We start from the raw sequence: 24,555 nt of genomic DNA on the forward strand, positions 1-24,555 counted from the left end.
TCTCTATTCCAGCAGCTCCATAAAAAAGGAGAATATGATGGAATTTTTATATCATTATGGATATGTCGCACTAAAATTAGTTGTAGGTCTTATCGCTTTCCTCTTGATTTTAAGAACCACAGGTCGTGGTAGTCTTAGTCAAATGACCCCAGTTGATTTGGTAAGTAATTTTGTGATGGGAAGTATCATTGGAGGCGTTATTTATAGTCCGGATGTTAGCAGTATTCAATTGTTGATCGTCTTATTTATTTGGCAGACTTTAGTCACATCTCTTAATTTTCTGATGCGCTATTCAGTTTTTTTTCGTCGTCTCATTGCAGGACGACATATTGCATTGGTTTTAGATGGAGTATTTCAAGTGGATAAGATTAAAAAATTAGGTATTAGTGTGAATGATCTGATTACAATGTTGCGCATTAAAGGCTGTAGTTTACACGAAGCTGCTTTCGTTCGTTTAGAAACCAATGGCGATTGTTCCGTTATTAAAAAGGAAGAAGGAAAGAAGTCTATCATTTTAATACAAAATGGTGAAATTCTTGATAAGGAGCTGAAAGAGATTGGTAAAACAAAAAAGTGGCTTCATGCAGAACTGAAAAAAAAGCGTGTAAAGTCTGAGAATTTATTTGCGGCAGAATGGTATGAGAATACAGATCAAAATAATAAATTGTGTAGTGGATTATTTCTTGTCCCTTTTTCAAAAACAGTCTAACTTCAAACAACGGGTAGGTATAGCTTATTGGAAGCGTAATGAAGAGATGAATCTATAAACAACCACAGAGGGTATTTTGCCTGTTTGTGTGGATGATAAAGAAGTAAGGACTTTATGAAAAGCAATGAAATGACAAAAACTGTATCATCAGATACAGGAAAGACTCTGCACACACTTTACAATTTATGGCCCTATATGTGGCCGGTAGGTCGGCGTGATCTAAAAATGCGTGTGCTATGGGCAATATTTTATCTTGTTTTGGCTAAGCTCGTCCTCATATCTGTACCGTATTTATTTAAATATTCTACGAATGTGCTTGATTCAAGCTTTCAGCTACCTGAATGGTTCCCATCCAGTTGGATTATTCCCATCATGCTCGTTTTGGCATACAATGTCGCGCGTATTATGCAGGCTGGATTAAATCAATTACGCGATTCCCTGTTTGCCACTGTTGGTCAATACGCTGTTCGTCAATTAGCTTATAAAACCTTTGTACATATGCATGAGTTATCCTTGCGATTTCATTTGGAACGCCGAACAGGTGGGCTTTCTCGTGTGATTGAGCGTGGAACAAAAGGAATTGAAGCGATTGTAAGATTTTCAATTCTTAGTACAGTACCGACAGTTTTAGAATTTATATTAACGGCACTGGTATTTTACATAAGTTATGGATGGCATTATCTTCTCATCGTTGTTGCAACGGTTGGATTATATATCTTATTTACCATTAAGGCGAGTGATTGGCGTATTCGCATTCGACAAAAAATGAATACAGCGGATACTGAGGCGAATACTCGCGCTGTTGATTCTCTTTTGAATTTTGAAACGGTCAAATATTTTGGTAATGAAACTCTAGAAGCCGATCGATTTGATGCTTCTATGGTAGGTTATGAAAAAGCCGCAACGAAGATTTGGACATCGTTAAGCTGGCTTAATTTTGGTCAGACTCTTATCTTTGGTATTGGAATGACGATCATGATGCTGATGTCAGCTTATGAAGTTTTTTATAAGACACAAACTTTAGGAGATTTTGTTTTTATTAATGCGCTTTTAATGCAACTTTCTATTCCACTAAATTTTATTGGTTCAATGTATCGTGATATTCGACAAGGTTTAACGGATATTGAAGCAATGTTTGATCTTTTAGATGTTCAGAAGGAGATCGTTGATAAATCGGATGCTAAACCGTTAGAGATAAGCGATGGGACCATTTGTTTTCATCAGGTAAAGTTTTCCTACGATTCGAGACGTCAGATTCTCAGAGATATTGATTTTGAAGTTCCGGGAGGAAAAACAGTCGCCATTGTTGGTCCATCTGGTGCCGGTAAATCCACTATTTCTCGGTTGCTTTTTCGGTTTTATGATGTTGATGCGGGCTCTATCACAATTGACGGGCAGGATATTCGTGACGTAACACAAAAGAGTTTGCGTGAAGCGATTGGCATGGTCCCACAAGATACGGTGTTATTTAATGATACAATTGCCTATAATATTTGCTATGGGCGTCCAAGTGCTACAGATGAAGAGATGCGCAAAGCTGCTGAAATGGCACAAATATCAAAATTTATTGAAATTTTACCGGAAGGTTTTCAGTCTATGGTAGGAGAGCGAGGTCTCAAATTATCAGGTGGTGAAAAACAACGCGTGGCTATTGCCCGGACACTTTTAAAAGCTCCCCCACTTCTTATTCTAGATGAAGCAACGGCGGCTCTTGATACGGCGACGGAACAGGAAATTCAACAAGCATTAGATATTGTAAGCCGTGGACGTACAACATTGATTATTGCTCACCGTCTTTCTACTGTTATCAATGCTGATGAAATTTTAGTTCTTAAAAGTGGTCGTATTATTGAAAATGGGACGCATACAGAGCTTTTACGCAAGAAAGGTCTCTATGCTTCAATGTGGAATAAGCAGCTTGAAGCAACGAAAGCTGAAGAAAAGTTACGTAAAATGCGTGAAGAAGATGAGATGAGTGTTGTTAATCGTAAAAAATAAATAGAGCAAAATGTAATCTATATCTTTATATGGAGTGATTGATTAAATACATAAAAAGACACAAGAGGAACAAAAAGATTTGTTGCTTGTTTAAGTTTACGATGAATAGGAAATTATATGAGTATTCTGCAATCTTTCCATAATAGCTTTGTATCGGTTCATAAAGAAGGCTATCCTTTTATTGTAGCGTTTTTTGTTATTTCGCTCATTCTTGGTTGGATATGGAGTCCGTTGTTTTGGTTTGGTCTCATTCTCACGGTGTGGTGTGTATACTTTTTCCGTGATCCAGATCGTGTGATCCCTTTGAATTCAAATTGGGTTATGTCGCCTGCAGATGGGCGTATTTCATTTGTGGAATCATGTGTTCCACCTGAAGAATTAGGATTAGGGAAAGATGAAATGATCCGTATTTCCATTTTTATGGATGTTTTTTCATGCCATATTAATCGTATTCCTATCAGTGGTACAGTAGAGTCTATCGTTTATCAGCCAGGTCGATTTACTAATGCTGACTTTGATAAAGCTAGTCAGTTTAATGAGCGTAATGGGATGGTAATTGATAGCAAACATGGTAAAATCGGTATCGTACAAATAGCGGGAATGGTTGCACGCCGGATTGTTTGCTGGTCAAAAGAAAATGATGCCGTTATGACTGGTGAGCGATTTGGATTGATTCGTTTTGGTTCTCGCCTTGATATTTATATACCAACTGAAATGAAAGTGCGTGTTGCAGTTGGACAGACAGCAATTGCTGGAGAAACAGTTTTGGGTTCTTTTGATGATAAGAGTGCCACAACGGATTTCAGATACGATTAGGACTCACAATGAAAAATTTTTCGCCATTTTCTTCATTCAATCCTGAGGGGCAGCATGATGAAGGTGCAAATCGGCGGCGTTCACCTACATCGATGCGGTATGTCATTCCTAATATCATTACTATTTTAGCAATTTGTGCAGGGATGAGCAGTATTCGTTTGGCTTTTGAACATCGCTATGAAGCTGCTATTTTAATGGTGCTTTTGGCCGCAGTTTTAGATGGTGCTGATGGTCGCATTGCCCGTTTAATAGATGGTAGTTCATCTTTTGGGGCACAGATGGATTCTCTTGCTGATGTTATAAATTTTGGTGTTACCCCTGCACTCATTGTTTATTCTTTTATCTTGAATCAAGCAAATCACATTGGTTGGGTTGCTGCTCTTGTTTATTGTGTTGCTTGTTGTTTGCGATTAGCACGTTTTAATGTGATGTTAGATAACCCCAATATACCTAAGTGGCAGAAAAGTTATTTTGTTGGTGTTCCAGCACCAGCAGGAGCATTATTACTTTTATTGCCTACCTATTTAGGCACTCTTGGTTTGGTTCCCAATTGGGGGTGGGCATTATTTTTTAGTCTTTATACTGTAATTATTGCTTTTCTTTTGATTAGTCGTTTACCGGTATGGAATGCAAAAACAATTGATCAAAATTTAAGGCGCGATATCGTTATACCGTGCATGTTGGTCATTGTTATTTATGTCGGTTTTCTTGCGACTTACACATGGGAAACTTTATTGATTACAGCTGTTAGCTATATTATTTTTCTCCCCTGTAGTTTTATCGCTTATAATAAACGTGCTACTTTAGAAGAGAAAAAGGCTGATGCTAAAGCTATCCAAGAATCATAAAGTGCTTCATGCTTCTGTCGAAGAGCACAGAAAAAAGAGAGAGTCAAACGATTTACTTCTCGTATGATGATCAATCAGGTATGTGATAATTTACAAACCGATTTTTATGGACATTAAAGAGTTTTCCAGTTTCCTTTAAATCAGGTGATAACAAATGTACGATCTTTTTTGCGACCTCTTGTGGTGAAGGCAGAGTTTGTGGATCTTCACCGGGCATAGCTTCAGCGCGCATGGCAGTGCGTGTGGCACCAGGGTTGACACAATTAATCTTAATAGGGGTTTGTTTGAGTTCTTCTGCCCAACAGCGGGCAATCACCTCTAAAGCCGCTTTAGAGGCTGCATAAGCTCCCCAGAAAGGGCGCGCAGCATGCGCAACGCTTGAGGATAACAGGATGGCTCGTCCTGCATCAGATTCACGTAATAAAGGCTCAACGGCTTTCATTAAGCGCCATTGGCTGAAAAGATTTATTTGAAAAACATCTTCAAATACCGTGTTTTCTATATGCGCTATTGGTGAGAGTGTTCCAAGAATTCCTGCGTTTGCAACGATAATATCAAGTTTTTTCCAGCGTTTGGCAATTGAGATAGCAAGAGTATCGATGTTTTCCATATGATGCAAGTCAAGGGGAACAAGGGTTGCATGAGCTCCTTTTTCTCGGATTTGATTATCTAATTCAGTAAGTCCACTGACTGTTCGTGCAAGAGCAATAATATGAGCCCCGCGTGCAGCAAGCTCGAGTGCCAAATAATAGCCAATCCCTCTTGATGCGCCAGTAACAAGTGCCACACGCCCATGGAGACTAAAATCACATTTTGCCATCATTAATCTCTTGTTTTAAGAACAGATGATTGATGAATTTTGGAGAGATTTTCTTGATCAACCAGATGCGTAGGATAATATCCAGTAAAATAATGGTCAGTAAATTGTGGATCGGCGTTATTCCGTTTTTCCCCTGCTACAGCAAGATATAATCCATCCGTTGAAAGAAATTCTAATGAATCCGCTCCAATAAAATCACACATAGATTTTAAATCTGGATATTGATTTGCTAAAAGATTTTCAGCTTTAGGTGTATCAATACCATAAAAGTCAGGATAAAAAATCATAGGGCTAGAAATGCGCATATGAACTTCTTTTGCTCCTGCATCGCGAAGCATTCGTACAATTTTAAGGGATGTTGTTCCACGTACAATAGAGTCATCAACCAGAATAACACGTTTTCCTTCAATCACAGGACGGTTTGCCGAATGTTTTAACTTGACGCCAAAAGCGCGAATTTGTTGTGTTGGTTCGATAAAAGTGCGGCCAACATAGTGATTACGAATAATACCAAGCTCGAAGGGAATTCCAATTTCTTGTGCATAGCCAATTGCGGCAGGCGTTCCTCCATCAGGAACAGGAACCACAACATCACCCTCACAAGGGGCTTCCTGTGCTAAATGGATTCCCATATTTTTGCGTGTTGTATAAACACTACGTCCTCCAACGATTGAGTCTGGGCGGGCAAAATAAACATATTCAAACAAGCAAAGTTTTTCTGGTTTTGTATTTTCTGGTTTTATAATTTTTTTCGTAATTTCCCCATTTTTTTGTATTTCACATATGATGATCTCTCCATTTTTAACATCACGGACATATTTTGCTCCAATAATATCAAGAGCACAAGTTTCAGAACAAAAGATAGGCTTACCATCAAGTTCCCCCATCACGAGAGGTCTAATTCCTGTTGGATCGCGTGCCGCAATAAGCTTTGTACGTGTGAGCGCTAACATAGCATACCCACCTTCTACTTGCCGAATCGCATCAACAAAACGATCAGAGGACGATTCATAACGTGAGCGGGCAATAAGATGGAGAAAAACTTCTGAATCTGACGTTGATTGACAGATAGCACCAGAAGCGATGAGTTCACGGCGTAATGTGAGACCATTGGTAAGATTACCATTATGTGCAATAGCAATACCTCCAACTTTCAATTCAGCAAAAAGGGGTTGAACATTGCGTAATGCCACTTCTCCAGTTGTTGAATAACGGGTATGTCCAATAGCACGATTTCCTGGTAAGCGCGCAAGTGTTGCAGGGTTTGTATAGTGATCACCAACAAGACCTAAATGCTTTTCTTGATGAAATATTTTATTGTGGTAAGAAACAATCCCAGCTGCTTCTTGCCCACGATGCTGAAGTGCGTGGAGTCCAAGAGCTGTTAATGTTGCGGCATCTTCATGCCCAAGAATACCAAAAACTCCACATTCTTCATGAAGGGTATCATCATCTAATGAAAACTCTTGACAGAAAACATCGCTTTTTATCATCATATTCTTTCAGTTGTGATATGGAGGAATCATTAATATCACATTTTACATCATTTAGTTCTCTTTCCTCATGAAAAACTATTCTCTATTTTTTAAAATTATCTTTTCATGAGAGTGTTGCTCATACGTATGTTTATTGCTGTCTTTAAACAAATTTTCAGCCTTTTCGAGAACAGATCCAATATCTTTTGGGAGTATTTCCCAAACTTTTTGTCCCAATGAATCTAAAATGGGCCTTGTTTTTGCATTTTTTAACCAATTCGCTTGAAGCTCGGGTTTAATCAGTGCATTAATCAGCAACATACCGATGACCATGATAAGTAAACCACGAAGTGCTCCAAAAATAAAACCAATAGCACGGTCAAGGATACCAATTCGACTATCAATAATAAAATCAGAGATCTTCATTGTAATAATTGAAGTAATAATGAGAACAATAATAAAAATTGTGACCAATGTTGTGATCAATGCAATCATTTTATTAGAGAGATATTGTTCAAAGAAAGGTAAGACAGGTTTGAATAAAAACAGTGTCGTAACAGCTGCAACTGCCCAAGAAATCAACGATAACACTTCACGTGAAAATCCTCGAAGCATAGCAAGAAAAGCGGACAACAGGATGATTACTACGACAATTCCATCAAGGATTGTTATGATCATTTGTTTGTTCCTTATACATAAAGTTGCGTTCTTTTAAGTCTGTGTGCAAATATATTTTTTGTTATGCCATTTTTTGTTCTTATAGCAAGGATCTTTTGTATGTTATAGAGTTTTTTCTATATTATCATATCTGTGGTGCAGATCATTTTTTACTTACGGTAAGAGTAGCAACGAGTTCGGGAAGGTCGGAGAAAGTTTTTTGTTTAAAGTTGAGCGACTTCATCATTTCGGTTGTTGTTGTGGGATGAAAGGCTCCTTGAAAGCCGAGTTTTTTGGCTTCATTTATGCGCTGTGCTGAATGTGCAACAGCGCGGGTAGCTCCTGAAAGACTGACTTCACCAAAATAGACATAATCCGTTGGCAATGCGATATTGGCAAGAGAAGATACCAAAGCAGCGGCTACAGCTAAATCAGCAGCGGGTTCTGATATGCGATAGCCACCTGCCACGTTCAGATAGACATCATGCTGTCCAAAACGAATGCCACAATGGGCTTCTAAAACGGCAAGAATCATAGAAAGACGATTTCCATCCCATCCGACAACCGCACGTCTTGGTGTCCCAAGGGAAGAAGGAGCAACAAGCGCTTGAATTTCTACGAGTATCGGGCGTGTTCCTTCCATACCGGCGAAAACAGCAGCGCCTGGGGCTTTTTCATTACGTTCTCCTAAAAACAATTCGGATGGATTTATCACTTCGCGTAATCCTTTATCAGACATTTCAAAGACACCAATTTCATCTGTTGGTCCGAAGCGATTTTTTACAGTTCTAAGAATGCGATAATGATGTCCTCCTTCACCCTCAAAATAGAGAACGCCATCAACCATATGTTCAACGACCCGAGGACCAGCAATTTGTCCATCTTTTGTAACATGCCCAACAAGAACAACGGCGGCTCCTGTTTTCTTGGCAAAGCGGATCATTGCCTGAGCACCGATACGTACTTGTGTGACAGTGCCAGGTGCTGAATCTGCTGTATCTGACCATAGGGTTTGAATCGAATCGATAATCACCATATCAAGGTTTTTATGTTCGCTTAAGGTTGCCAGAATATCTTCAACATTGGTTTCAGCAGCAAGTTTCACCTCTGTATTGTTAGCTTCAAGCCTTTGTGCGCGCAGACAAATTTGCGCAATAGCCTCTTCACCTGAAACATAGATGACATTATATCCTTTACGTGATAAAGCAGCAGCTGTTTGTGTCAGCAATGTTGATTTACCAATACCCGGATCACCTCCAACAAGGAGTGCCGATCCACGGACAAAGCCCCCACCGGTAACACGATCAAGTTCCGCAATACCAGAATAAATACGTGGAGCATCTTGGATATCTCCAGAAAGAGATGTAAGGGCAACGATGCGTCCTTTACGCGTATTCTGCTTAGGACCACTTCCTATGCCGCCATTTATATTTTCTTCGATAAGGGAATTCCATTCTCCACAAGCACTACATTTTCCCGCCCAACGAGAATGGACAGTTCCACAATTTTGACAGATAAATTGAATACGATTACGCACCATGTTGATTTAACCAATTTGCTCTGGAAGATAATCAATATCTTCTAGGTTACTGAATCGTGTGAAAGAAGACTGAAAGGCAAGGGGCACGATTCCTGTCGGTCCATGACGTTGTTTTGCAACAATAACATCAGCTTTTCCAAAAGCTTTGTCCATTATTTCTTGCCATTTTGTATGTTCCAAGCTACCTAACTTTGGTTCTTCATTTTTGAGGTAATATTCTTCACGATAGACAAATAAAACGATGTCGGCATCTTGCTCAATAGAACCAAATCCACCTAAATCTAAAAGTTTTGGGCGTTTATCTGTTCTGTTTTCAACTTGATGTGAAAGTTGTGAAAGAGCAATAATAGGGATATTTAATTCTTTAGCTAAGGCTTTTAATTCTGCAGTGATTTCTTGAATACGATATTCAGATGTGTATTTTAAATCACTTGTCATGAGTTGGATATAATCAATAATTAAGACGTTCAAACCATGTTTTTGCTTGAGACGCCGAGCACGGGCAGCCAGTTGTGAAACTGATATTCCTCCATTTTGATCAATATAAAGGGGTGCCTTTTGGAGCTGATTTACCGTACGAATAATTTTTGAAAATTGTTCATCTGAGATATGACCACGTCGAATATCAGAAGAAGAGACTTCCGTTTGTTCAGAAATAATACGTGTTGCAAGCTGCTCTGAGGACATTTCAAGTGAGAAGAATCCTACAACACCGCCTTCATTTTCTTGGATATTACCATTATGATTATAAGCATTGGCAATATTAAAGGCAATATTGGTAGCAAGTGAAGTTTTACCCATACCAGGGCGCCCCGCAAGGATAATTAAGTCGGATGGTTGTAATCCTCCCATTTTTTCATCAAGTGTTTGAATATGAGTCGCTATCCCTGATATTTGCGAAGAGCGCTTTTTTGCAGCACTTGCTATATCAACAACTCTTTTGATAGCTTCATCAAGACTGTCAAATCTACTATTGCAGTCGTCTTTTTTTTCTAGCATAATTATACACTTTCCTTTTGTTAGATATCAGTTTTTATGCAATTTTATATCAAGAATATTTTGCATGTTGTAGAATTTTCTCTGTGCTGTAGTATTTAAAACACTGCTTGTTTTTTTATATTGCGGTGATTAGGGTAATTTTTCAGATAGATTAGAAAATATTTTTGTTAAAAGGTTAGAGATTGTCCAATAAAGAGGAAATTTTCTGATATTCTACATAATAGTCAGCCTTGCACAACAGCAGCAATTACTTTTGGATTTAAAAACAAGAAAATGAGTATCTTGTGAGAAGGAGTTTTTTTTAAAAAGGAACAATATAGAAAGATTTAGATTAGCTATAGATTTTGGATATATGTATCCTACTTGCAACACTAAAAGATGTATTATCTTCTCATATTATTAAGATTAATATTGTTCAAGAGCTTTTTAGATAGCAAATAATGACGGCCAAAATCATCGAAAAATAACTTTTATAAAAAAATTCCATTCTTCACAGGCGCTACATTTCCCAGCCCAACGAGAATGGACAGTTCCACAATTTTGACAGATAAATTGAATACGATTACGTACCATGTTGATTTAACCAATTTGCTCTGGAAGATAATTGCTATCGGCAAGATCACTGAATCGTGTGAAATCAGATTGAAAGGCAAGGGGCACGATTCCTGTCGGCCCATGGCGCTGTTTTGCAATAATAACATCAGCTTTTCCAAAAGCTTTGTCCATTATTTCTTGCCATTTTGTATGTTCCAAGCTACCTAACTTTGGTTCTTCATTTTTGAGATAGTATTCTTCGCGATAGACAAAAAGAACGATGTCTGCATCTTGCTCAATTGAACCAGATTCACGTAAATCTGAGAGCTGTGGACGTTTATCTGTTCTATTTTCTACTTGACGTGAAAGTTGAGAGAGAGCGATAATAGGAATATTCAATTCTTTCGCTAATGCTTTTAATCCTGTGGTAATTTCTGTGATCTCTTGGACACGATTTTCTGATGAACGCTTTGAACTGCTTGTCATGAGTTGGATATAGTCAATAAACAAGATATCTAAACCATGTTGCCGCTTGAGACGCCGCGCACGAGCAGCTAATTGCGTAATTGATATTCCCCCAGTTTGATCAATATAAAGTGGTGCCTTTTGTAGTTGGTTCACCGCACGAATAATTTTTGAAAATTGTTCATCTGAAATATTACCACGCCGAATATCAGAAGAAGAGACTTCTGTTTGTTCAGAAATAATACGGGTTGCAAGCTGTTCGGATGACATCTCAAGTGAGAAGAAACCAACAATGCCGCCTTCATTTTCTTGGATATTGGCATTACGATTATAAGCATTAGCAATATTAAAGGCAATATTGGTAGCCAGTGAGGTTTTACCCATACCAGGGCGCCCCGCAAGGATAATTAAGTCAGATGCTTGTAATCCTCCCATTTTTTCATCAAGTGTTTTAATATGGGTGGCTATCCCTGATAATTGTGAAGAGCGCTTTTTCGCAGCACTTGCCATATCGATAGCTTTTTTAATAGCCTCATTAAAATTTTCAAATCCACCTCCATATTTCCCTTTTTCTGCTAGCTCAAATAACTGATTTTCAACAGTTTCAATTTGTTGGGTAGGCGTGAGTTCTACAGGAGCATCAAAGGCTGTATTGACAACTTGAGTTCCAAGGTTAATCAAAGATCGTCGGATAAAAAGATCGTAAATGACGCGTCCATAATCTTCAGCGTTAATAATAGTGACTGCCTCTGTGGCTAAGCGAACAACATATTGGTATACAGTAATATCTCCAATTTTTTCTTCCATTTGGATATAGGGCTTGATTGTAACTGGATCTACACGTTTTCCTGTTTTAATAAGGTGAGATAAAACATGATAAATTTTTTGATGCAATGGTTCAAAAAAATGTTCTGGTTTTAGAAAATCTGAAACGCGGTCAAGAGAATCATTGTTGATAAAGATGGCACCAAGCAATGCCTGTTCAGCTTCAATATTATGCGGAAGTTGCCGAAAAGAAGGAGAATCCTCTTTCTTTGAAGAGCTGACATTAACAACGTTAGTTTCTTCCATAATATTTTTCCACTAAAATTCTAAGTCTAGCTACTTTAGGCGATAAATTGAAAATCGTATAATTAAAAGAATAGAGCGACAAATCTTCATTTTAAGTTAAAATTATATAATTTTTTAAAACTCTCTTTTCGTTCCTCATTTATCATTTGTGTATTATTTATATAACGTCTATCTATTTTATTTTATAATATGTGATTTTAAAGTGGAAGTTTTGCTACTCTAAATTTAAGTATTTTTAAGTTACTTAACCTTAAAATTCCAATATCTGTGTAAGTAGAATTATTTTTTTATAACTGAAATTATTTCAGATCATGTGAGGATATAATCAATTTAACGCTCATACAAACTTTAGCCTTAAGGGTAGGACTTTAAATTATTTTTGCTTTATATGCTGGAAGACAAAAGACATTTCCTCTTAGTGATATTATCATTCTCGGCATATAATGCCTTTAAATAATATATTTCCAATTCTTTCATAAAAATTAGATTATTTATGTACGATAGCCATAAAATACTCACTTTTAAAGTGTGAGTATTTTATGAACAATATTTAAAATGGAATAAAAAATATAAAACACAAAGCAAAAATAGCAGTTAAGCTTCTTGATGAGAACTGTTTATATCGTTGTCATTAATTTCTTCTGCCAATAATTCTTCCTGACTTTCTTCTAATAATTCTTCTTGAATATTATATATTTCTTTAGCCGAAGTGAGAGTTTCACCTTCTGCTTGGCGTTGTGCTTCACTGGTAGAACGCGCAACGTTAATAATCACAGAAATTTGAACCTCTGGATGTAAGCTAAGAGTGATAGTGTGAAGACCGATCATTTTTATTGGATGATTAAGTTCGATTTGATTTCTTCCAATAGAAAAGCCTTCATCTGTTATGATTTCAGCAATATCACGTGTTGACACAGAACCATAAAGTTGTCCCGTTTCACCAGCAGAACGAACAACAATGAATGATTGTCCATCAAGTTTTTCAGCAATTTTTTGCGCTTCACTTTTGCGTTCAAGATTACGTGCTTCAAGTTGTGCACGTTGTACCTCAAAATGTTTTTTATTAGCTTCATTTGCGCGTAAAGCTTTACCTTGAGGCAAGAGAAAATTACGCGCATAACCATCTTTAACTGAGACAATATCACCCATCTGACCAAGACGAGGAATGCGCTCAAGTAAAATAATATCCATAGTTTTTCCTTTCGAACAAATAAATTTAGTGGAGTTTTTTGCGTGATTGAAAATTGTATTGAATAGCAGCCCAAATTCCCATCAAAAGCATCATGAAAACAATAGGTGGAGTAAAAACGACTGTAAAAATAGCAATATAAACAAGAGAAAGTATAATAATTCGACCGTTTACCCCTTTTGTAATATTGTGAAGATATGCTAGACCGCTAATTAATATAATGACAATGTATGCAGTGCTAAAGACACGGGTACTCAAGTTAAGAGAAGCGCTCAGCTCAATCATCGATGCTATGCAAACAATAATGAAAATAATAATTCCAGAAATTGGAAGGCGGAGAGTTTGGCTCCAATCATCACGGGGTCTTTTCAGCCATTTCATATGTTGTGCTGCTATCATGGAAAAGTAAAGGTTACCAATGAGAAAAACCAAACTATAAATAGTCAAAGAAAAAGCAGTAAAAGTTGCTGTATGCGTCATTAAAAGCTCACTAAAAGCGCGTATATCGGCTTCTTTTATTGACTGTGATTGTTGCAGAGTTTGTGCTATGTTTTCGGTGATTTTTTTTGCAATGACGGGTGTGGATGGACGGGTTTGAACATAGAGCCCAATGAAAGTTGCTATAAGAGCGATAAAATTAGTTAAATGAAAAATAACCGATGATAATGGATACCATATCAGTTCGTTTTCTTTTTGCGCTAGTCGTGCAAGCCCAAGAAGCCAAGAAGCATAGACAGCAGGAAGGAAAAATAAGAACATAGAGCCAAGAGCAATATAGGTATTAGTGGTTATGATAAGAACAACAGTGGCACTTATGAGGGCGATGAGACTGGCTAATGTTCCTTGACCGAACGCAACAATAAAAATTGGCAATGAAAGAAAGCAGCCAAGAAGAAGAGAAAAAAAGGGCGCGATATTTGCAACACTGATGATTGCCATTCCTATCACAACAGCAAATAATCCTGCCAAAATACCGGTTAATATCTCATAAGTACGATTTTTTTTCATTTGTTGCTGTCCTGCTTTCTGCAGTTAGAGGCGTGTCAATACCCCAACTTTGACATTTAATAGCTTAACATAGGATACAACAAGCTATTTTTAACCATATAAGAAAAGCAACTGGAGAAACTCTCCAGTTGCATAGCGTATTGATCGCTTACTTTATAACGTACGGAAGTAAGCCTAAAAAGCGAGCACGTTTGATAGCATTAGCTAATTCACGCTGTTTTTTCTGACTAACAGCAGTAATCCGTGAAGGAACAATTTTCCCACGTTCGGAAATATAACGTTGTAACAACTTGATGTCTTTATAATCAATTTGGGGAGCATTGGTCCCTGAAAAAGGACATGTTTTACGACGACGATGAAAGGGGCGACGTGCAGAGTTTTGATTAGTATCAGTCATCATTCTACCTCTTCTATAGCATTTTCACGTTGACGACGCGGAAAACGAGGACGCTCTTCATCGTGTCCAATGTGACTATTGCGATTAAGGTGTGAGAGCATAGCAGATTTTTCTTTTTCGTGTTTTTCTACGCGAATGGTCATATAACGCAAAATATCTTCATTGATGCGCATCTGACGCTCCACTTCAGCAATTGCTGAAGCTGGTGCATCAATATTGACCAAGACATAATAAGCTTTACGGTTTTTACGAATACGGTAAGCAAGAGGACGAAGTCCCCAATTTTCTATACGCCCAACTTTTCCACCATACGCTTCAATGACACCTTTGTAGAGACTCAAAAGTTCATCAACTTGCTGCGGTGCGATGTCTTGTCGGGCAAGGAACATATGTTCATAAAGAGCCATTGTTTTGCCTTTCTTCAATTAAATTTCACCGGCTTTAGCGCAAAGCCTCTGCGACTTGTCTTTTTTGGAAATCCAAAGAAGAAAGGACGCGTTTACAATTCGAGACATCTCAGAGCGGAGACACGGGAGGCCGGAAACATTGTATTTCCTACTGATATTTTACAGCCCTCCGTTCAACCTCCAGCTAAAGTGCCGGCAACGAACATTTCACATTTACAGGTTATCTTTTAAAATAGCAAGTTTATGCACATAAAAAAAATTGATTTGTTAAATCTTGATATATTTCCTTCTTCTACAAAAAGATAATACTGTAATATAAAGGTAAAGGAGGGAAAAATGGACTTTTTAAACCAGATTGATGTTACACTTTTTGAAATGTTTGTCGGCAATCATCACGCTTGGTCGATTGTAGTTTTGTTTAGTATTTTTTGTGCAAAGTTTTTAATTTATATTATTCCTCTCCATCTTTGTGCGTTGTGGTTTTGTGGTGGGGAGAGGGAACGATGTGTCGTGCTAAGCATTTGCATGAGTATTTGTGCGGCTCTTTTCATAGGTTATCTCATTTCTCTTTTTTATTTTCATCCTCGCCCATTCGTGGTAGGGCTGACGACACCGCTTATTCAACATCGTGCGACAGCTTCTTTTCCTAGTAATCATGCCTTGACCATTGCATCTTATGCAGCTAACTTTTATTTTTACCGATACAAAGTTGCTTTTAAATTTGCTTCGGTATTTTTATGTTTGATCTGTTGGGCGCGCATCTTTGTGGGTGTACATTATCCCTTTGATATTTTAGCAGGTGCAATTTTAGGAAGTCTCATAAGTTTGGGTGTTATTCAGTTTATAGCACCCTATTTCCCTAAGTTTTTATATCAAATTCCGCCCTTAAAATATAATTTTAAGTGTGGTATTCGTTTTAAATAAAGGGCTTTATCTTGATTTGTGCGGATGAATAAGGTCAAAAGAAAATAATTTAATTGTACAGTTTTAGGAGTTGATAAATGGGTGCAGCTTTTATTTTTCCAGGGCAGGGGAGTCAACTTGTTGGTATGGGAAAGGCGCTTACAGAGCAATTTATTGCCGCACGGATGGTTTTCGAGGAAGTTGATGATGCTTTGGGTGAGAAATTATCAAAGATCATTTTTGAAGGACCAGCAGATGTTTTAACGTTAACAGCAAATGCACAACCGGCATTAATGGCTGTATCTATGGCTGTCATTCGTGTGATGAAACAATTAGGGCTTCGTATAGAAGAAAAGGTAAGATTTGTTGCTGGTCATTCTTTAGGCGAATACTCGGCTCTTTGTGCTGCTGGTACATTTACTCTCACAGATACGGCAAGACTTTTGCGTATTCGTGGCAATGCTATGCAGGCTGCTGTTGCGGTTGGTGAAGGTTCTATGGCTGCATTAATTGGTTTAGAAGAGCACATTGTGGAAGAAATTTGTGAAACTGTTTCTGGAGAAGGATTATGTCAGATTGCTAATGATAATGGTGGTGGGCAAATTGTTATTTCCGGTAAAGCAAAAGCAGTTGAGGCAGCGGTAGAGATTGCATCAACAAAAGGTGCAAAACGTGCACTTCTTCTTCCTGTTTCTGCACCTTTTCATTCATCTTTAATGCAACCTGCTGCTGATGCCATGAAGAAAGCACTTTTGACTGTTAACAAAATGTCCCCTATTGTTCCTTTGATTGCCAATGTTTCTGTTGCACCTGAGAGCAATCCAGAGCGTATTACTACTCTTCTTGTCCAACAAGTGACTGGGAGGGTGCGATGGCGTGAAACAATAGAATGGATCGCCGCTAATGGAGTTGATACGCTTTTTGAAGTTGGTTCTGGAAAAGTATTAACAGGTTTAACGCGTCGTATTAACAAAGATATAAAGGGGGTAACCATTGGAACAGTTGATGAAATAGAATCAGCGCTAGGTATGCTCGGCGTTTAATCTATAAGGAGTTAAAAGATGTTTAGATTAACAGGACGTAAAGCTCTTGTAACGGGGGCTTCGGGAGGAATTGGTGAGGCAATTGCACGCTGCTTTCATGCACAAGGAGCCATTGTTGGACTTCATGGAACACGCGAAGAAAAGCTTAGAGAAGTGGCGGCAGAATTAGGGCAGAATGTTTTTGTATTTCCCGCTAATCTTTCTGAACGCCAATCGATTAAACAATTGGCTGAAGTTGCAGAAAGAGAAATGGATGGCGTCGATATTTTGGTTAACAATGCGGGAATCACTAGGGATGGTCTTTTTGTGCGTATGCAAGATAAAGACTGGGATGATGTTTTAGAAATTAACCTAACAGCTGCTTCTCTTTTGACGCGTGAATTAATACATTCTATGATGCGCCGCCGTTATGGAAGGATTATTAACATTACATCTGTTGTTGGTGTTGTGGGAAACCCTGGACAAACGAATTATTGTGCTGCAAAAGCAGGCTTGATAGGTTTTTCTAAAGCATTGGCACAAGAAATTGCTTCGCGAAACATCACTGTCAATTGTATTGCTCCAGGATTTATTAAATCCGCAATGACAGACAAGCTTAATGAAAAGCAAAAAGAAGCCATTATGGCTGCGATTCCGATGAAGCGTATGGGAAATGGGCAAGAAATAGCCGCTGCTGCTGTTTATTTAGCAAGCGATGAAGCTGCCTATACGACAGGTCAAACACTCCATATCAATGGTGGAATGGCAATGATTTGAGTATTTATTTTATTCCACATTGATTTATGAGTTGTATTATTTTAGATAGTAACGATTGAAATGGATAGATGCATCTATTTCTTTAATATGGTCGTTGATCAATTGATGTCGGAATGTCAGATTGGTTCATTTTGTAGGGGATATCCACAGGATATTTTAAATCATTACTAAAATCTTTTAAAGTAATGCATCTATTGCTTGATTAGATGAACCGATATAGTTAACCAAATTATAGTAAAATATAAATTCGAGGATTTCAACATGAGTGATACAGTAGAGCGCGTTAAGAAAATTATCGTGGAACATCTTGGGGTTAATGCTGATAAAGTTGTAGAAAATGCAAGCTTTATCGATGATCTAGGGGCTGATAGCCTTGATACGGTTGAACTCGTTATGGCTTTTGAAGAAGAGTTTGGGGTAGAAATTCCAGATGAAGCTGCTGAAACGATTTTCACAGTTGGCGATGCAGTCAAGTTCATTGATAAAGCTTCTGCGTGATTACTAAAGGGCAAAGGCATGAATTGCTTTTGCCTATATTCTTCGGAGCTCTTTTGAAAAGAGAGCTTTGAGAGGTGAAGTTTAGTTCAAGGTTAGAAGTTATGAGACGTGTTGTTGTTACTGGTTTAGGGTTGGTATCTCCATTAGCTGGTAATACTGAATATAGTTGGAAACGACTTCTTGAAGGAAGAAGTGGTGTCCGACGTATCACAGAGTTTGATGTGTCAGATTTGCCATGCCAGATTGCTGCGCGTATCCCCTTAGGCGATGGAACAGAGGGGACTTATAATGCTGATTTGTATATGGAACCTAAAGAGCAACGTAAAGTTGATGCATTTATTGTTTATGCAATGGCTGCTGCTAACCAAGCGCTTGCAGATGCCGAATGGTTTCCTAAGAGTGATGAAGATCAGATTTGTACAGGTGTGTTAATTGGTTCGGGAATTGGGGGAGTTGAGGGTATTGTTGAAGCTGGTTATACGCTTCGTGATAAGGGCCCACGTCGTGTTTCTCCTTTTTTTATTCCAGGTCGTTTGATTAATCTTGCTTCTGGTTATGTGTCTATTCAATATGGTTTACGGGGGCCTAATCATTCTGTTGTAACGGCTTGTTCAACAGGGGCGCATGCGATTGGTGATGCGGCACGTTTGATTATGTTTGGTGATGCAGATGTCATGGTGGCAGGGGGAACCGAATCTCCAATAAATCGGATATCTCTTGCAGGTTTTGCAGCTTGTAGAGCTCTTTCCACTTGTCGCAATGATGATCCTGAACGGGCGTCACGTCCTTATGATACTGATCGTGATGGTTTTGTGATGGGGGAAGGAGCGGCAGTTGTTGTTTTAGAAGAGCTGGAACATGCCAAAAAACGAGGAGCGCGTATTTATGCTGAGGTTATTGGCTATGGTTTATCTGGTGACGCTTACCACATTACAGCGCCTTCAGAAAGTGGTGAAGGGGCTCAGCGTAGTATGATAGCTGCTCTTAAGCGTGCACAAGTGAATGTGAGTGAACTTGATTATATTAATGCTCATGGTACATCTACGATGGCTGATTCCATAGAGCTAGCGGCTGTTGAGCGTGTTTTAGGGAGTTATGCACCACAAGTTTCTATGTCATCAACGAAATCATCTATCGGGCATTTACTTGGTGCAGCCGGTGCTGCTGAGGCTATTTTTTCTATTTTAGCTATACGGGATAATATAGCCCCAGCGACACTTAATCTTGACAATCCATCGATTGAAACGAAAATCGATCTTGTACCACACAAACCGCGTGAACGAAAGATTGATACGATTCTTTCTAATTCTTTTGGATTTGGTGGGACAAATGCATCGTTGGTGATGCGACGTTTTAGGGGATAATAAGTATTTTTATTTAATTTTTGCTTTTGAGTTTTCTACTTTATTATAAGGTGAATGAGAAATTATAATATTATCCTTAATCGCTATTGAGGGGTTATGTCCGATGTGAAAAATGGAAATCATTAAAGGACGTAAGTGATTCCTCTTCGAATCATTTAGCAGATAGTTATGACATGTTAATACATAAAAAACGAAAGAAATCATCTATCGTCCGTAATCCGTTGGTCATTCTCGGTCATTTTTTTCTTATGCTGATTGTGATTATTCTTTTTGCCATAAGTATTCCTCTTTATATTGGAAAAAGTATTTTTGAAGAAAAGGGAAAAATTGAGGAAGAACAAATTGTTCTTATCCATCCTGGTACCGGAATTCGTGAAATTGCTTCATTGCTAGAAAAACGTGGTTTCATTCGATCATCAGATATTTTTGTTTATGGGGTTGGTTATCACCAAAAAACAACGCATCTGAAGGCTGGTGAATATTTAATTCCAGCTCATGCTTCGATGCAGGATATTATGGATATTCTTGTGAAAGGAAAATCTATAGAGTATACATTTACAGTACCTGAAGGTTTAACGGTTCAGCAAGTTTTTGATCGATTAGCTGCGAATGAAATTTTGATTGGAGACCTTCCAAAAATTTTGCCTCCAGAAGGTTATTTAATGACGGATACTGTTCGTTTTATTCGGGGAACAACGCGTAAAGAGATTGTAAACAGGTTGCGTGAAGGACAGACAAAATTAATTCATGCTATATGGGCTACGCGTTCACCTGATTTACCCATTAAATCAATTGATGAATTTGTTATATTAGCCTCAATTGTTGAGAAAGAAACGGGAATTGCAGCAGAAAGACCAATGGTTGCTGCGGTATTTTATAACCGCCTTACAAAGCATATGCGTCTTCAATCGGATCCAACAGTAATTTATGGTCTCTTCGGAGGAAAAGGAAAACCATCCGGTCGTGCAATTTATCGTTCAGATCTTGAGAAGGAAACACCATATAATACTTATAAAATTAATGGTTTGCCCCCAACGGCTATTGCAAATCCAGGTCGGGATTCTTTAAAAGCGGTGGCACATCCACCAAGCAGTGATGCACTTTATTTTGTTGCTGATGGTTCAGGAGGGCATGTTTTTTCTCGAACTTTAGAGGAACATAATATGAATGTTCGCAAGTGGCGAGAATTAAAGGCAAAACATTGAATTTATAGTGATAACACATCTTTTTGCATCGTAAATGAGAATCCCATATATAGTAAAATTTTTCTATTTAAACTTTTTATGAGAATGATAAAAAATCATTTTCTTGTCTGTCACAAGTGGGATTGGCGTATGGATAAAAATATTTAAGAAAGAAGTGAATATACTGCTAATACCTTATCTCAAAAAAGAGCAAAATAACATTGAGAATTGCTAAGAAAACACATTGATTAGGGGAGAGGTTGAGATAATGTATAATTCAAATTTTGGAGAAACATTTATGAACAAAGTAGAGTGATGTAATGACAGTCTTTGAAAGTAAATTGAGTGCTATAAAAATAAATCAACGCCGCGGTTTTTTATTTATTCTCTCTTCACCTTCAGGTGCTGGTAAATCAACAATTTCTCGATTACTTCTAAAAGATGGACAATTAGAGCTTTCCGTAAGTATGACCACAAGGAAAAGGCGTCCTAGTGAAGTAGATGGGCTACATTATCACTTTATTTCAAAGGAAGAGTTTGAATATAAGCGTGATAGAGATGAATTTATTGAATGGGCAGAAGTTCACGGAAATTATTATGGCACTTTGCGTGAAACTGTTGAAAACGCATTGAATGCTGGCCATGATATGTTATTTGATATTGATTATCAAGGTACCGAGCAGCTGCAAAAAAAGATGCTAGGAGACACTGTATCTGTTTTTATCCTTCCACCATCAATGAAAGAGCTTGTTTCGCGTTTACATCGTCGAGCAGAAGATAGTCAAGATATCATCAATTTGCGATTGGAAAATGCACGAACGGAGTTAAAGCATTGGCGTTCTTATGATTATGTTGTGATTAACAAAGATTTAGATCAGTCTTTATCTTTTATTAAATCAATTTATTTAGCTGAAACCGTAAAACGTGAGCGTTGTTCTTATCTTGGCTCTTTTGTTGATGGGCTTATTGCTGAAAAAATCGATAAATGTTGTGATTAAAAAGGTTTCATAACACAAAGTGCATTTTTTAGAGCACTAGATGCGCTAAAGTTACAAATTCAGAAACCGAGAGCGTTTCAGCACGGCGCATTCCATCAATTCCAGCGTTTTCTAATAGCACTTCACCTCCAAGTGTTTTGAGATTTTGACGAAGCATTTTTCGTCTTTGCCCAAAGGCGGTTTTTGTGACAAGGCTTAGTTTTTGTGCAGAGCAGGCAAGAGGTTGTGTTCGTGGAATAATATGAACAACGGAAGACGTTACTTTAGGTATTGGTATGAAGGCTTGAGGGGGTACATCGAAAGCAATTTTAGCAGTAGTACGCCAGCCAGTTAAGACACTAAGACGTCCATAATGAGTAGATTGAGGTTTAGCTGTAATCCGTTTGGCAACTTCACGTTGAAACATCAATGTCATTGATTCATAAAAAGGAGGCCATGGTTCAGTCAAAAGCCAATTTAATAAGAGTTTTGTCCCAATATTATAGGGAAGATTTGCAATAATACGAGGTTTTTCTGGGCTTGTTTCAAAGAGTTTTGAGAAGTCTTGCTTTAGTGCATCATTACAAATAACTTTTAATTTTTTAGGGTAGTGTTTTTCTATTTCTAAGAGAGCCGGTATGCAGCGCTCATCGCGTTCTATTGCTGTTACAATGGCACCCTTTGCTAGCAAGGCACGTGTGAGACCTCCAGGACCAGGACCAATTTCAAGAACAGGTTTTCCTTCTATATTGCCTGCTTGATGAGCAATTTTAGATGTTAAATTAAGATCAAAAAGAAAATTCTGCCCCAAAGATTTATGCGCTTGCAATCCATATATATCAATAACCTCACGCAGAGGAGGGAGATTATCTATTGGCATGGTATTAAACTATTTTTTGCAAGTTGATTTGCAAGTTTAAGAGCAGCAATAAAGCTTTCGGGAGAGGCTATCCCTTTATCAGCAATGTCAAAAGCAGTTCCGTGATCTGGAGACGTGCGAATAAAAGGTAGACCTAACGTGACATTAACAGTGCTGTCAAAGTCTAATGTCTTAACAGGGATAAGGGCTTGATCATGATACATACAAATGGCAACGTCATATGCCTTTCTTGCACATTCATGGAACATTGTGTCGGCAGGTAGCGGGCCTGCAATATTGAGTCCTTTCTTTTTAAGATATTCAATAGCAGGAGTGATAACTTCAATATCTTCTTTGCCCATTGCACCTCCTTCTCCAGCATGAGGATTAAGACCAGCAACAGCTAGTCGGGGTGACGTTATTTTAAACCGTGTTTTTAAGTCACATTCAGTAATAAGTACCGTTTGAATAATTAAATCACGGGTAAGCTGTGAAGGAACATTTTTAAATGGAATATGAACAGTTATTGGTACTGTTTTTAATCGAGGTCCTGCTAACATCATAACTGGATGATAGTATTTATGAAAAGCTTTATGGGCTAAATCAGCTAAAAATTCTGTATGACCTGGAAATTGAAAACCGGCATCATAAAGATTCTTTTTTGCAATAGGACAAGTGATAAGTGCACATGCATGGCCATTTTGAATCAATTGAACACAGCGTTTAATTGCTTCAATAATTCCAGCGGCATTATTCGATGAAGGTATACCTAATTGATCACTTTGTTTGTTTTTTAACGGTATGATAGGAAGAGCGTTTTGAAAATTTTTTGCAGGATTATTGCTTAAAACAGATTGCACCTCAACATCAATCTGTAAAAAACGAGCGCGCGAACGAATAACATCTGGATCAGCAAGAAGTACAAAAGGTGGAATTTGGCGCGTAACACGCAAATTCCACGCTTTTAATACTATTTCAGGACCAATACCGGCAGGATCACCACCACTAACAATAAGAGCAGCCATTATGAATTTTGAATGCGTGCCACTCGCCGCAGTTCTCCTAAATATTTGTCGCTTAATTCTTCAAGTTTTTGCGGGCTTCTTTTTTTACTATCTTGAAGAGAAAATATCAGTCGAGCGACATAATCATCAGAAACTCTTTTTATTTTGCAGACAGCAATTGCTTCAATTCCATCAGATGTTTCTTGTAATTTTGTCATTTTTCCAGCAGGCGTTTCAAGAATAGCTTGTTCCCATGCATTAGGAAGTTGTGGCTCCAGAAACTTTCCTAAGTGGCGGATAGTAACGTCTAAAATACCTCTTGCTTGATTGTGAGCATTGGCACATCCACGGAAATGTGCGCGAAAATTACTTGCTTCTCTTTGACGTCTTTCAAAGATCTCTGAACGACGATGCGCAGGAATGACAAAAACAATTCGCTGTAATGTATATTCGTTGGTTGAAGGTTTTACACCACCATTTTTTAATATTCTGCGTACAGCTTCTTGTTCGCTAATCATACCTGTTTCAGCTTGATAGCGTGCGCTAACAAGACGCCCCCATCCTATTTGTCCACGGATGTAATCTTTAAAGTGTTGCACTGTGATCTCAGTTTGGATCAGAATCTGGTTGAGCTGATCAATCGTCATATTATTTTGTGTCGCAAAATTCCCAAAAGCTCTATCAACTTCATCATTGCTTACTTCAATATTAAGACGTTTTATTTCAATATTTTTTAGCTTTTCGTCAATAAGCTCTTTTTTAGTCTGTGCCACCAAATTGCCTTGCTTTTGTTGTAATCTGAGAAAAGCAAGGCGTCTTTGTATATCATAATTTGTGATGGGGTTGCCATTAACTGTAACAACAATAGAAGTCTGCGCAAAGACTGTCGGAATCAAAAATCCATTTATTAACAGGCTACTTACGCTCAAAGACGCAATATAAAATAAAGCAAGAAAACGTTTTTTCAATTTATTCATGTAAATAGGCTTTCGCATTGTTTATTAATTCTCATCAACAACTTAAAATACACGCTT

22 protein-coding genes and 3 pseudogenes are annotated in these 24,555 nt (G+C 38.0%); 11 read left to right on the forward strand and 14 right to left on the reverse strand.

The genetic code is table 11. From position 1 onward, the window contains the following. Positions 1–37: 37 nt before the first annotated feature. The 4 genes from ACFILU_RS05575 to pssA all read left to right on the forward strand — a co-directional run bounded on the left by ACFILU_RS05575 (position 38) and on the right by pssA (position 4,371). A complete protein-coding gene (locus ACFILU_RS05575; RefSeq protein ID WP_375675098.1) occupies positions 38–709 on the forward strand; it encodes a DUF421 domain-containing protein in 672 nt (223 codons plus the stop codon). A 114-nt stretch (positions 710–823) separates the two neighbouring features. Continuing rightward, a complete protein-coding gene (locus ACFILU_RS05580) occupies positions 824–2,707 on the forward strand; it encodes an ABCB family ABC transporter ATP-binding protein/permease (RefSeq protein WP_375675099.1) in 1,884 nt (627 codons plus the stop codon). A gap of 117 nt (positions 2,708–2,824) precedes the next feature. Continuing rightward, positions 2,825–3,523, forward strand: coding sequence for a phosphatidylserine decarboxylase (locus tag ACFILU_RS05585; RefSeq protein WP_273791087.1), 699 nt, complete (start codon positions 2,825–2,827; stop codon positions 3,521–3,523). An 8-nt stretch (positions 3,524–3,531) separates the two neighbouring features. Beyond that, positions 3,532–4,371 (forward strand): CDP-diacylglycerol--serine O-phosphatidyltransferase, encoded by an 840-nt coding sequence (gene pssA / locus ACFILU_RS05590; protein WP_375657719.1) that lies wholly within the window; start codon positions 3,532–3,534, stop codon positions 4,369–4,371. Positions 4,372–4,441: 70 nt separating this feature from the next. Here the strand turns inward: pssA and ACFILU_RS05595 are convergent, their stop codons facing one another. The 11 genes and pseudogenes from ACFILU_RS05595 to rpsF form a co-directional block, all read right to left on the reverse strand. Then, positions 4,442–5,191 (reverse strand): SDR family NAD(P)-dependent oxidoreductase, encoded by a 750-nt coding sequence (locus ACFILU_RS05595; RefSeq protein WP_273791085.1) that lies wholly within the window; start codon positions 5,189–5,191, stop codon positions 4,442–4,444. Positions 5,192–5,193: 2 nt separating this feature from the next. Next, a complete protein-coding gene (gene purF / locus ACFILU_RS05600) occupies positions 5,194–6,687 on the reverse strand; it encodes an amidophosphoribosyltransferase (protein ID WP_375630765.1) in 1,494 nt (497 codons plus the stop codon). A gap of 75 nt (positions 6,688–6,762) precedes the next feature. Continuing rightward, positions 6,763–7,344, reverse strand: coding sequence for a CvpA family protein (locus tag ACFILU_RS05605; protein ID WP_273791083.1), 582 nt, complete (start codon positions 7,342–7,344; stop codon positions 6,763–6,765). Between the two features lie 142 nt (positions 7,345–7,486). Further along, positions 7,487–8,863, reverse strand: a complete 1,377-nt coding sequence (gene radA / locus ACFILU_RS05610) for a DNA repair protein RadA (RefSeq protein ID WP_375630763.1) — start codon at positions 8,861–8,863, stop codon at positions 7,487–7,489. Positions 8,864–8,869: 6 nt separating this feature from the next. Further along, positions 8,870–9,814: pseudogene (locus tag ACFILU_RS05615) on the reverse strand (DnaB-like helicase C-terminal domain-containing protein); the annotation flags it as partial. A gap of 516 nt (positions 9,815–10,330) precedes the next feature. Further along, positions 10,331–10,435 (reverse strand): annotated as a pseudogene (locus tag ACFILU_RS05620) (hypothetical protein); the annotation flags it as partial. A 6-nt stretch (positions 10,436–10,441) separates the two neighbouring features. Beyond that, the gene (locus ACFILU_RS05625; protein ID WP_273791081.1) at positions 10,442–11,932 is read right to left on the reverse strand and encodes a replicative DNA helicase; all 1,491 of its coding nucleotides are present in this window, start codon (positions 11,930–11,932) and stop codon (positions 10,442–10,444) included. Between the two features lie 594 nt (positions 11,933–12,526). After that, on the reverse strand, positions 12,527–13,123 hold the full coding sequence (gene rplI, locus ACFILU_RS05630) for a 50S ribosomal protein L9 (protein ID WP_273791080.1): 597 nt from the start codon (positions 13,121–13,123) through the stop codon (positions 12,527–12,529). Positions 13,124–13,148: 25 nt separating this feature from the next. Next, positions 13,149–14,129, reverse strand: coding sequence for a hypothetical protein (locus tag ACFILU_RS05635; protein WP_375675101.1), 981 nt, complete (start codon positions 14,127–14,129; stop codon positions 13,149–13,151). A gap of 148 nt (positions 14,130–14,277) precedes the next feature. Beyond that, positions 14,278–14,526 carry a 30S ribosomal protein S18 gene (gene rpsR, locus ACFILU_RS05640; RefSeq protein ID WP_375675135.1) on the reverse strand — a complete coding sequence of 83 codons (249 nt, stop codon included), beginning with the start codon at positions 14,524–14,526 and terminating at the stop codon, positions 14,278–14,280. Further along, on the reverse strand, positions 14,526–14,933 hold the full coding sequence (gene rpsF / locus ACFILU_RS05645) for a 30S ribosomal protein S6 (protein WP_375675102.1): 408 nt from the start codon (positions 14,931–14,933) through the stop codon (positions 14,526–14,528). Before rpsF ends, rpsR begins: the two co-directional genes overlap by 1 nt. A 336-nt stretch (positions 14,934–15,269) precedes the next feature. Here rpsF and ACFILU_RS05650 point away from each other — a divergent pair, with 336 nt between their 5' ends. From ACFILU_RS05650 to gmk, 7 genes and pseudogenes are all read left to right on the forward strand, one after another. Continuing rightward, a complete protein-coding gene (locus ACFILU_RS05650) occupies positions 15,270–15,857 on the forward strand; it encodes an undecaprenyl-diphosphatase (protein ID WP_273791077.1) in 588 nt (195 codons plus the stop codon). Between the two features lie 77 nt (positions 15,858–15,934). Further along, a complete protein-coding gene (fabD, locus tag ACFILU_RS05655) occupies positions 15,935–16,879 on the forward strand; it encodes an ACP S-malonyltransferase (protein ID WP_273791076.1) in 945 nt (314 codons plus the stop codon). 18 nt (positions 16,880–16,897) lie between these two features. Beyond that, positions 16,898–17,635, forward strand: coding sequence for a 3-oxoacyl-[acyl-carrier-protein] reductase (gene fabG / locus ACFILU_RS05660; RefSeq protein WP_375675104.1), 738 nt, complete (start codon positions 16,898–16,900; stop codon positions 17,633–17,635). Between the two features lie 261 nt (positions 17,636–17,896). Next, positions 17,897–18,133, forward strand: a complete 237-nt coding sequence (locus tag ACFILU_RS05665) for an acyl carrier protein (RefSeq protein ID WP_004860281.1) — start codon at positions 17,897–17,899, stop codon at positions 18,131–18,133. Between the two features lie 101 nt (positions 18,134–18,234). Further along, the gene (gene fabF / locus ACFILU_RS05670; RefSeq protein WP_375622331.1) at positions 18,235–19,497 is read left to right on the forward strand and encodes a beta-ketoacyl-ACP synthase II; all 1,263 of its coding nucleotides are present in this window, start codon (positions 18,235–18,237) and stop codon (positions 19,495–19,497) included. A gap of 96 nt (positions 19,498–19,593) precedes the next feature. Continuing rightward, positions 19,594–20,702: pseudogene (mltG, locus tag ACFILU_RS05675) on the forward strand (endolytic transglycosylase MltG). Positions 20,703–21,001: 299 nt separating this feature from the next. After that, on the forward strand, positions 21,002–21,679 hold the full coding sequence (gene gmk / locus ACFILU_RS05680; protein ID WP_375657717.1) for a guanylate kinase: 678 nt from the start codon (positions 21,002–21,004) through the stop codon (positions 21,677–21,679). A 28-nt stretch (positions 21,680–21,707) separates the two neighbouring features. Here the strand turns inward: gmk and rsmA are convergent, their stop codons facing one another. Genes rsmA through ACFILU_RS05695 form a run of 3 tightly spaced genes read right to left on the reverse strand, consistent with a single transcriptional unit; the run spans position 21,708 to position 24,498 of the window. Then, positions 21,708–22,538, reverse strand: a complete 831-nt coding sequence (rsmA, locus tag ACFILU_RS05685; protein ID WP_375675106.1) for a 16S rRNA (adenine(1518)-N(6)/adenine(1519)-N(6))-dimethyltransferase RsmA — start codon at positions 22,536–22,538, stop codon at positions 21,708–21,710. Then, positions 22,529–23,542, reverse strand: coding sequence for a 4-hydroxythreonine-4-phosphate dehydrogenase PdxA (gene pdxA / locus ACFILU_RS05690; RefSeq protein ID WP_273791070.1), 1,014 nt, complete (start codon positions 23,540–23,542; stop codon positions 22,529–22,531). Before pdxA ends, rsmA begins: the two co-directional genes overlap by 10 nt. Continuing rightward, entirely contained in the window at positions 23,542–24,498 is a 957-nt protein-coding gene (locus ACFILU_RS05695; RefSeq protein ID WP_375675108.1) for a SurA N-terminal domain-containing protein, read from the reverse strand. Before ACFILU_RS05695 ends, pdxA begins: the two co-directional genes overlap by 1 nt. Between the last annotated feature and the right edge of the window lie 57 nt (positions 24,499–24,555).

The organism is Bartonella sp. CL100XZDX (genome assembly GCF_042195375.1).
Taxonomy (GTDB): Bacteria; Pseudomonadota; Alphaproteobacteria; order Rhizobiales; family Rhizobiaceae; genus Bartonella.

What these genes read in the sequence shown, in the direction of transcription:
- fabF (WP_375622331.1), top strand. Translation starts at nt 18,235, where the DNA reads ATGAGACGTGTTGTTGTTACTGGTTTAGGGTTGGTATCTCCATTAGCT.
- rpsR (WP_375675135.1), bottom strand. Translation starts at nt 14,526, where the DNA reads ATGACTGATACTAATCAAAACTCTGCACGTCGCCCCTTTCATCGTCGT.
- ACFILU_RS05695 (WP_375675108.1), bottom strand. Translation starts at nt 24,498, where the DNA reads ATGAATAAATTGAAAAAACGTTTTCTTGCTTTATTTTATATTGCGTCT.
- ACFILU_RS05635 (WP_375675101.1), bottom strand. Translation starts at nt 14,129, where the DNA reads ATGAAAAAAAATCGTACTTATGAGATATTAACCGGTATTTTGGCAGGA.
- ACFILU_RS05580 (WP_375675099.1), top strand. Translation starts at nt 824, where the DNA reads ATGAAAAGCAATGAAATGACAAAAACTGTATCATCAGATACAGGAAAG.
- rpsF (WP_375675102.1), bottom strand. Translation starts at nt 14,933, where the DNA reads ATGGCTCTTTATGAACATATGTTCCTTGCCCGACAAGACATCGCACCG.
- purF (WP_375630765.1), bottom strand. Translation starts at nt 6,687, where the DNA reads ATGATGATAAAAAGCGATGTTTTCTGTCAAGAGTTTTCATTAGATGAT.
- gmk (WP_375657717.1), top strand. Translation starts at nt 21,002, where the DNA reads ATGACAGTCTTTGAAAGTAAATTGAGTGCTATAAAAATAAATCAACGC.
- ACFILU_RS05650 (WP_273791077.1), top strand. Translation starts at nt 15,270, where the DNA reads ATGGACTTTTTAAACCAGATTGATGTTACACTTTTTGAAATGTTTGTC.
- radA (WP_375630763.1), bottom strand. Translation starts at nt 8,863, where the DNA reads ATGGTGCGTAATCGTATTCAATTTATCTGTCAAAATTGTGGAACTGTC.
- ACFILU_RS05605 (WP_273791083.1), bottom strand. Translation starts at nt 7,344, where the DNA reads ATGATCATAACAATCCTTGATGGAATTGTCGTAGTAATCATCCTGTTG.
- pssA (WP_375657719.1), top strand. Translation starts at nt 3,532, where the DNA reads ATGAAAAATTTTTCGCCATTTTCTTCATTCAATCCTGAGGGGCAGCAT.
- ACFILU_RS05585 (WP_273791087.1), top strand. Translation starts at nt 2,825, where the DNA reads ATGAGTATTCTGCAATCTTTCCATAATAGCTTTGTATCGGTTCATAAA.
- pdxA (WP_273791070.1), bottom strand. Translation starts at nt 23,542, where the DNA reads ATGGCTGCTCTTATTGTTAGTGGTGGTGATCCTGCCGGTATTGGTCCT.
- rsmA (WP_375675106.1), bottom strand. Translation starts at nt 22,538, where the DNA reads ATGCCAATAGATAATCTCCCTCCTCTGCGTGAGGTTATTGATATATAT.
- fabG (WP_375675104.1), top strand. Translation starts at nt 16,898, where the DNA reads ATGTTTAGATTAACAGGACGTAAAGCTCTTGTAACGGGGGCTTCGGGA.
- ACFILU_RS05595 (WP_273791085.1), bottom strand. Translation starts at nt 5,191, where the DNA reads ATGGCAAAATGTGATTTTAGTCTCCATGGGCGTGTGGCACTTGTTACT.
- ACFILU_RS05665 (WP_004860281.1), top strand. Translation starts at nt 17,897, where the DNA reads ATGAGTGATACAGTAGAGCGCGTTAAGAAAATTATCGTGGAACATCTT.
- rplI (WP_273791080.1), bottom strand. Translation starts at nt 13,123, where the DNA reads ATGGATATTATTTTACTTGAGCGCATTCCTCGTCTTGGTCAGATGGGT.
- ACFILU_RS05625 (WP_273791081.1), bottom strand. Translation starts at nt 11,932, where the DNA reads ATGGAAGAAACTAACGTTGTTAATGTCAGCTCTTCAAAGAAAGAGGAT.
- fabD (WP_273791076.1), top strand. Translation starts at nt 15,935, where the DNA reads ATGGGTGCAGCTTTTATTTTTCCAGGGCAGGGGAGTCAACTTGTTGGT.
- ACFILU_RS05575 (WP_375675098.1), top strand. Translation starts at nt 38, where the DNA reads ATGGAATTTTTATATCATTATGGATATGTCGCACTAAAATTAGTTGTA.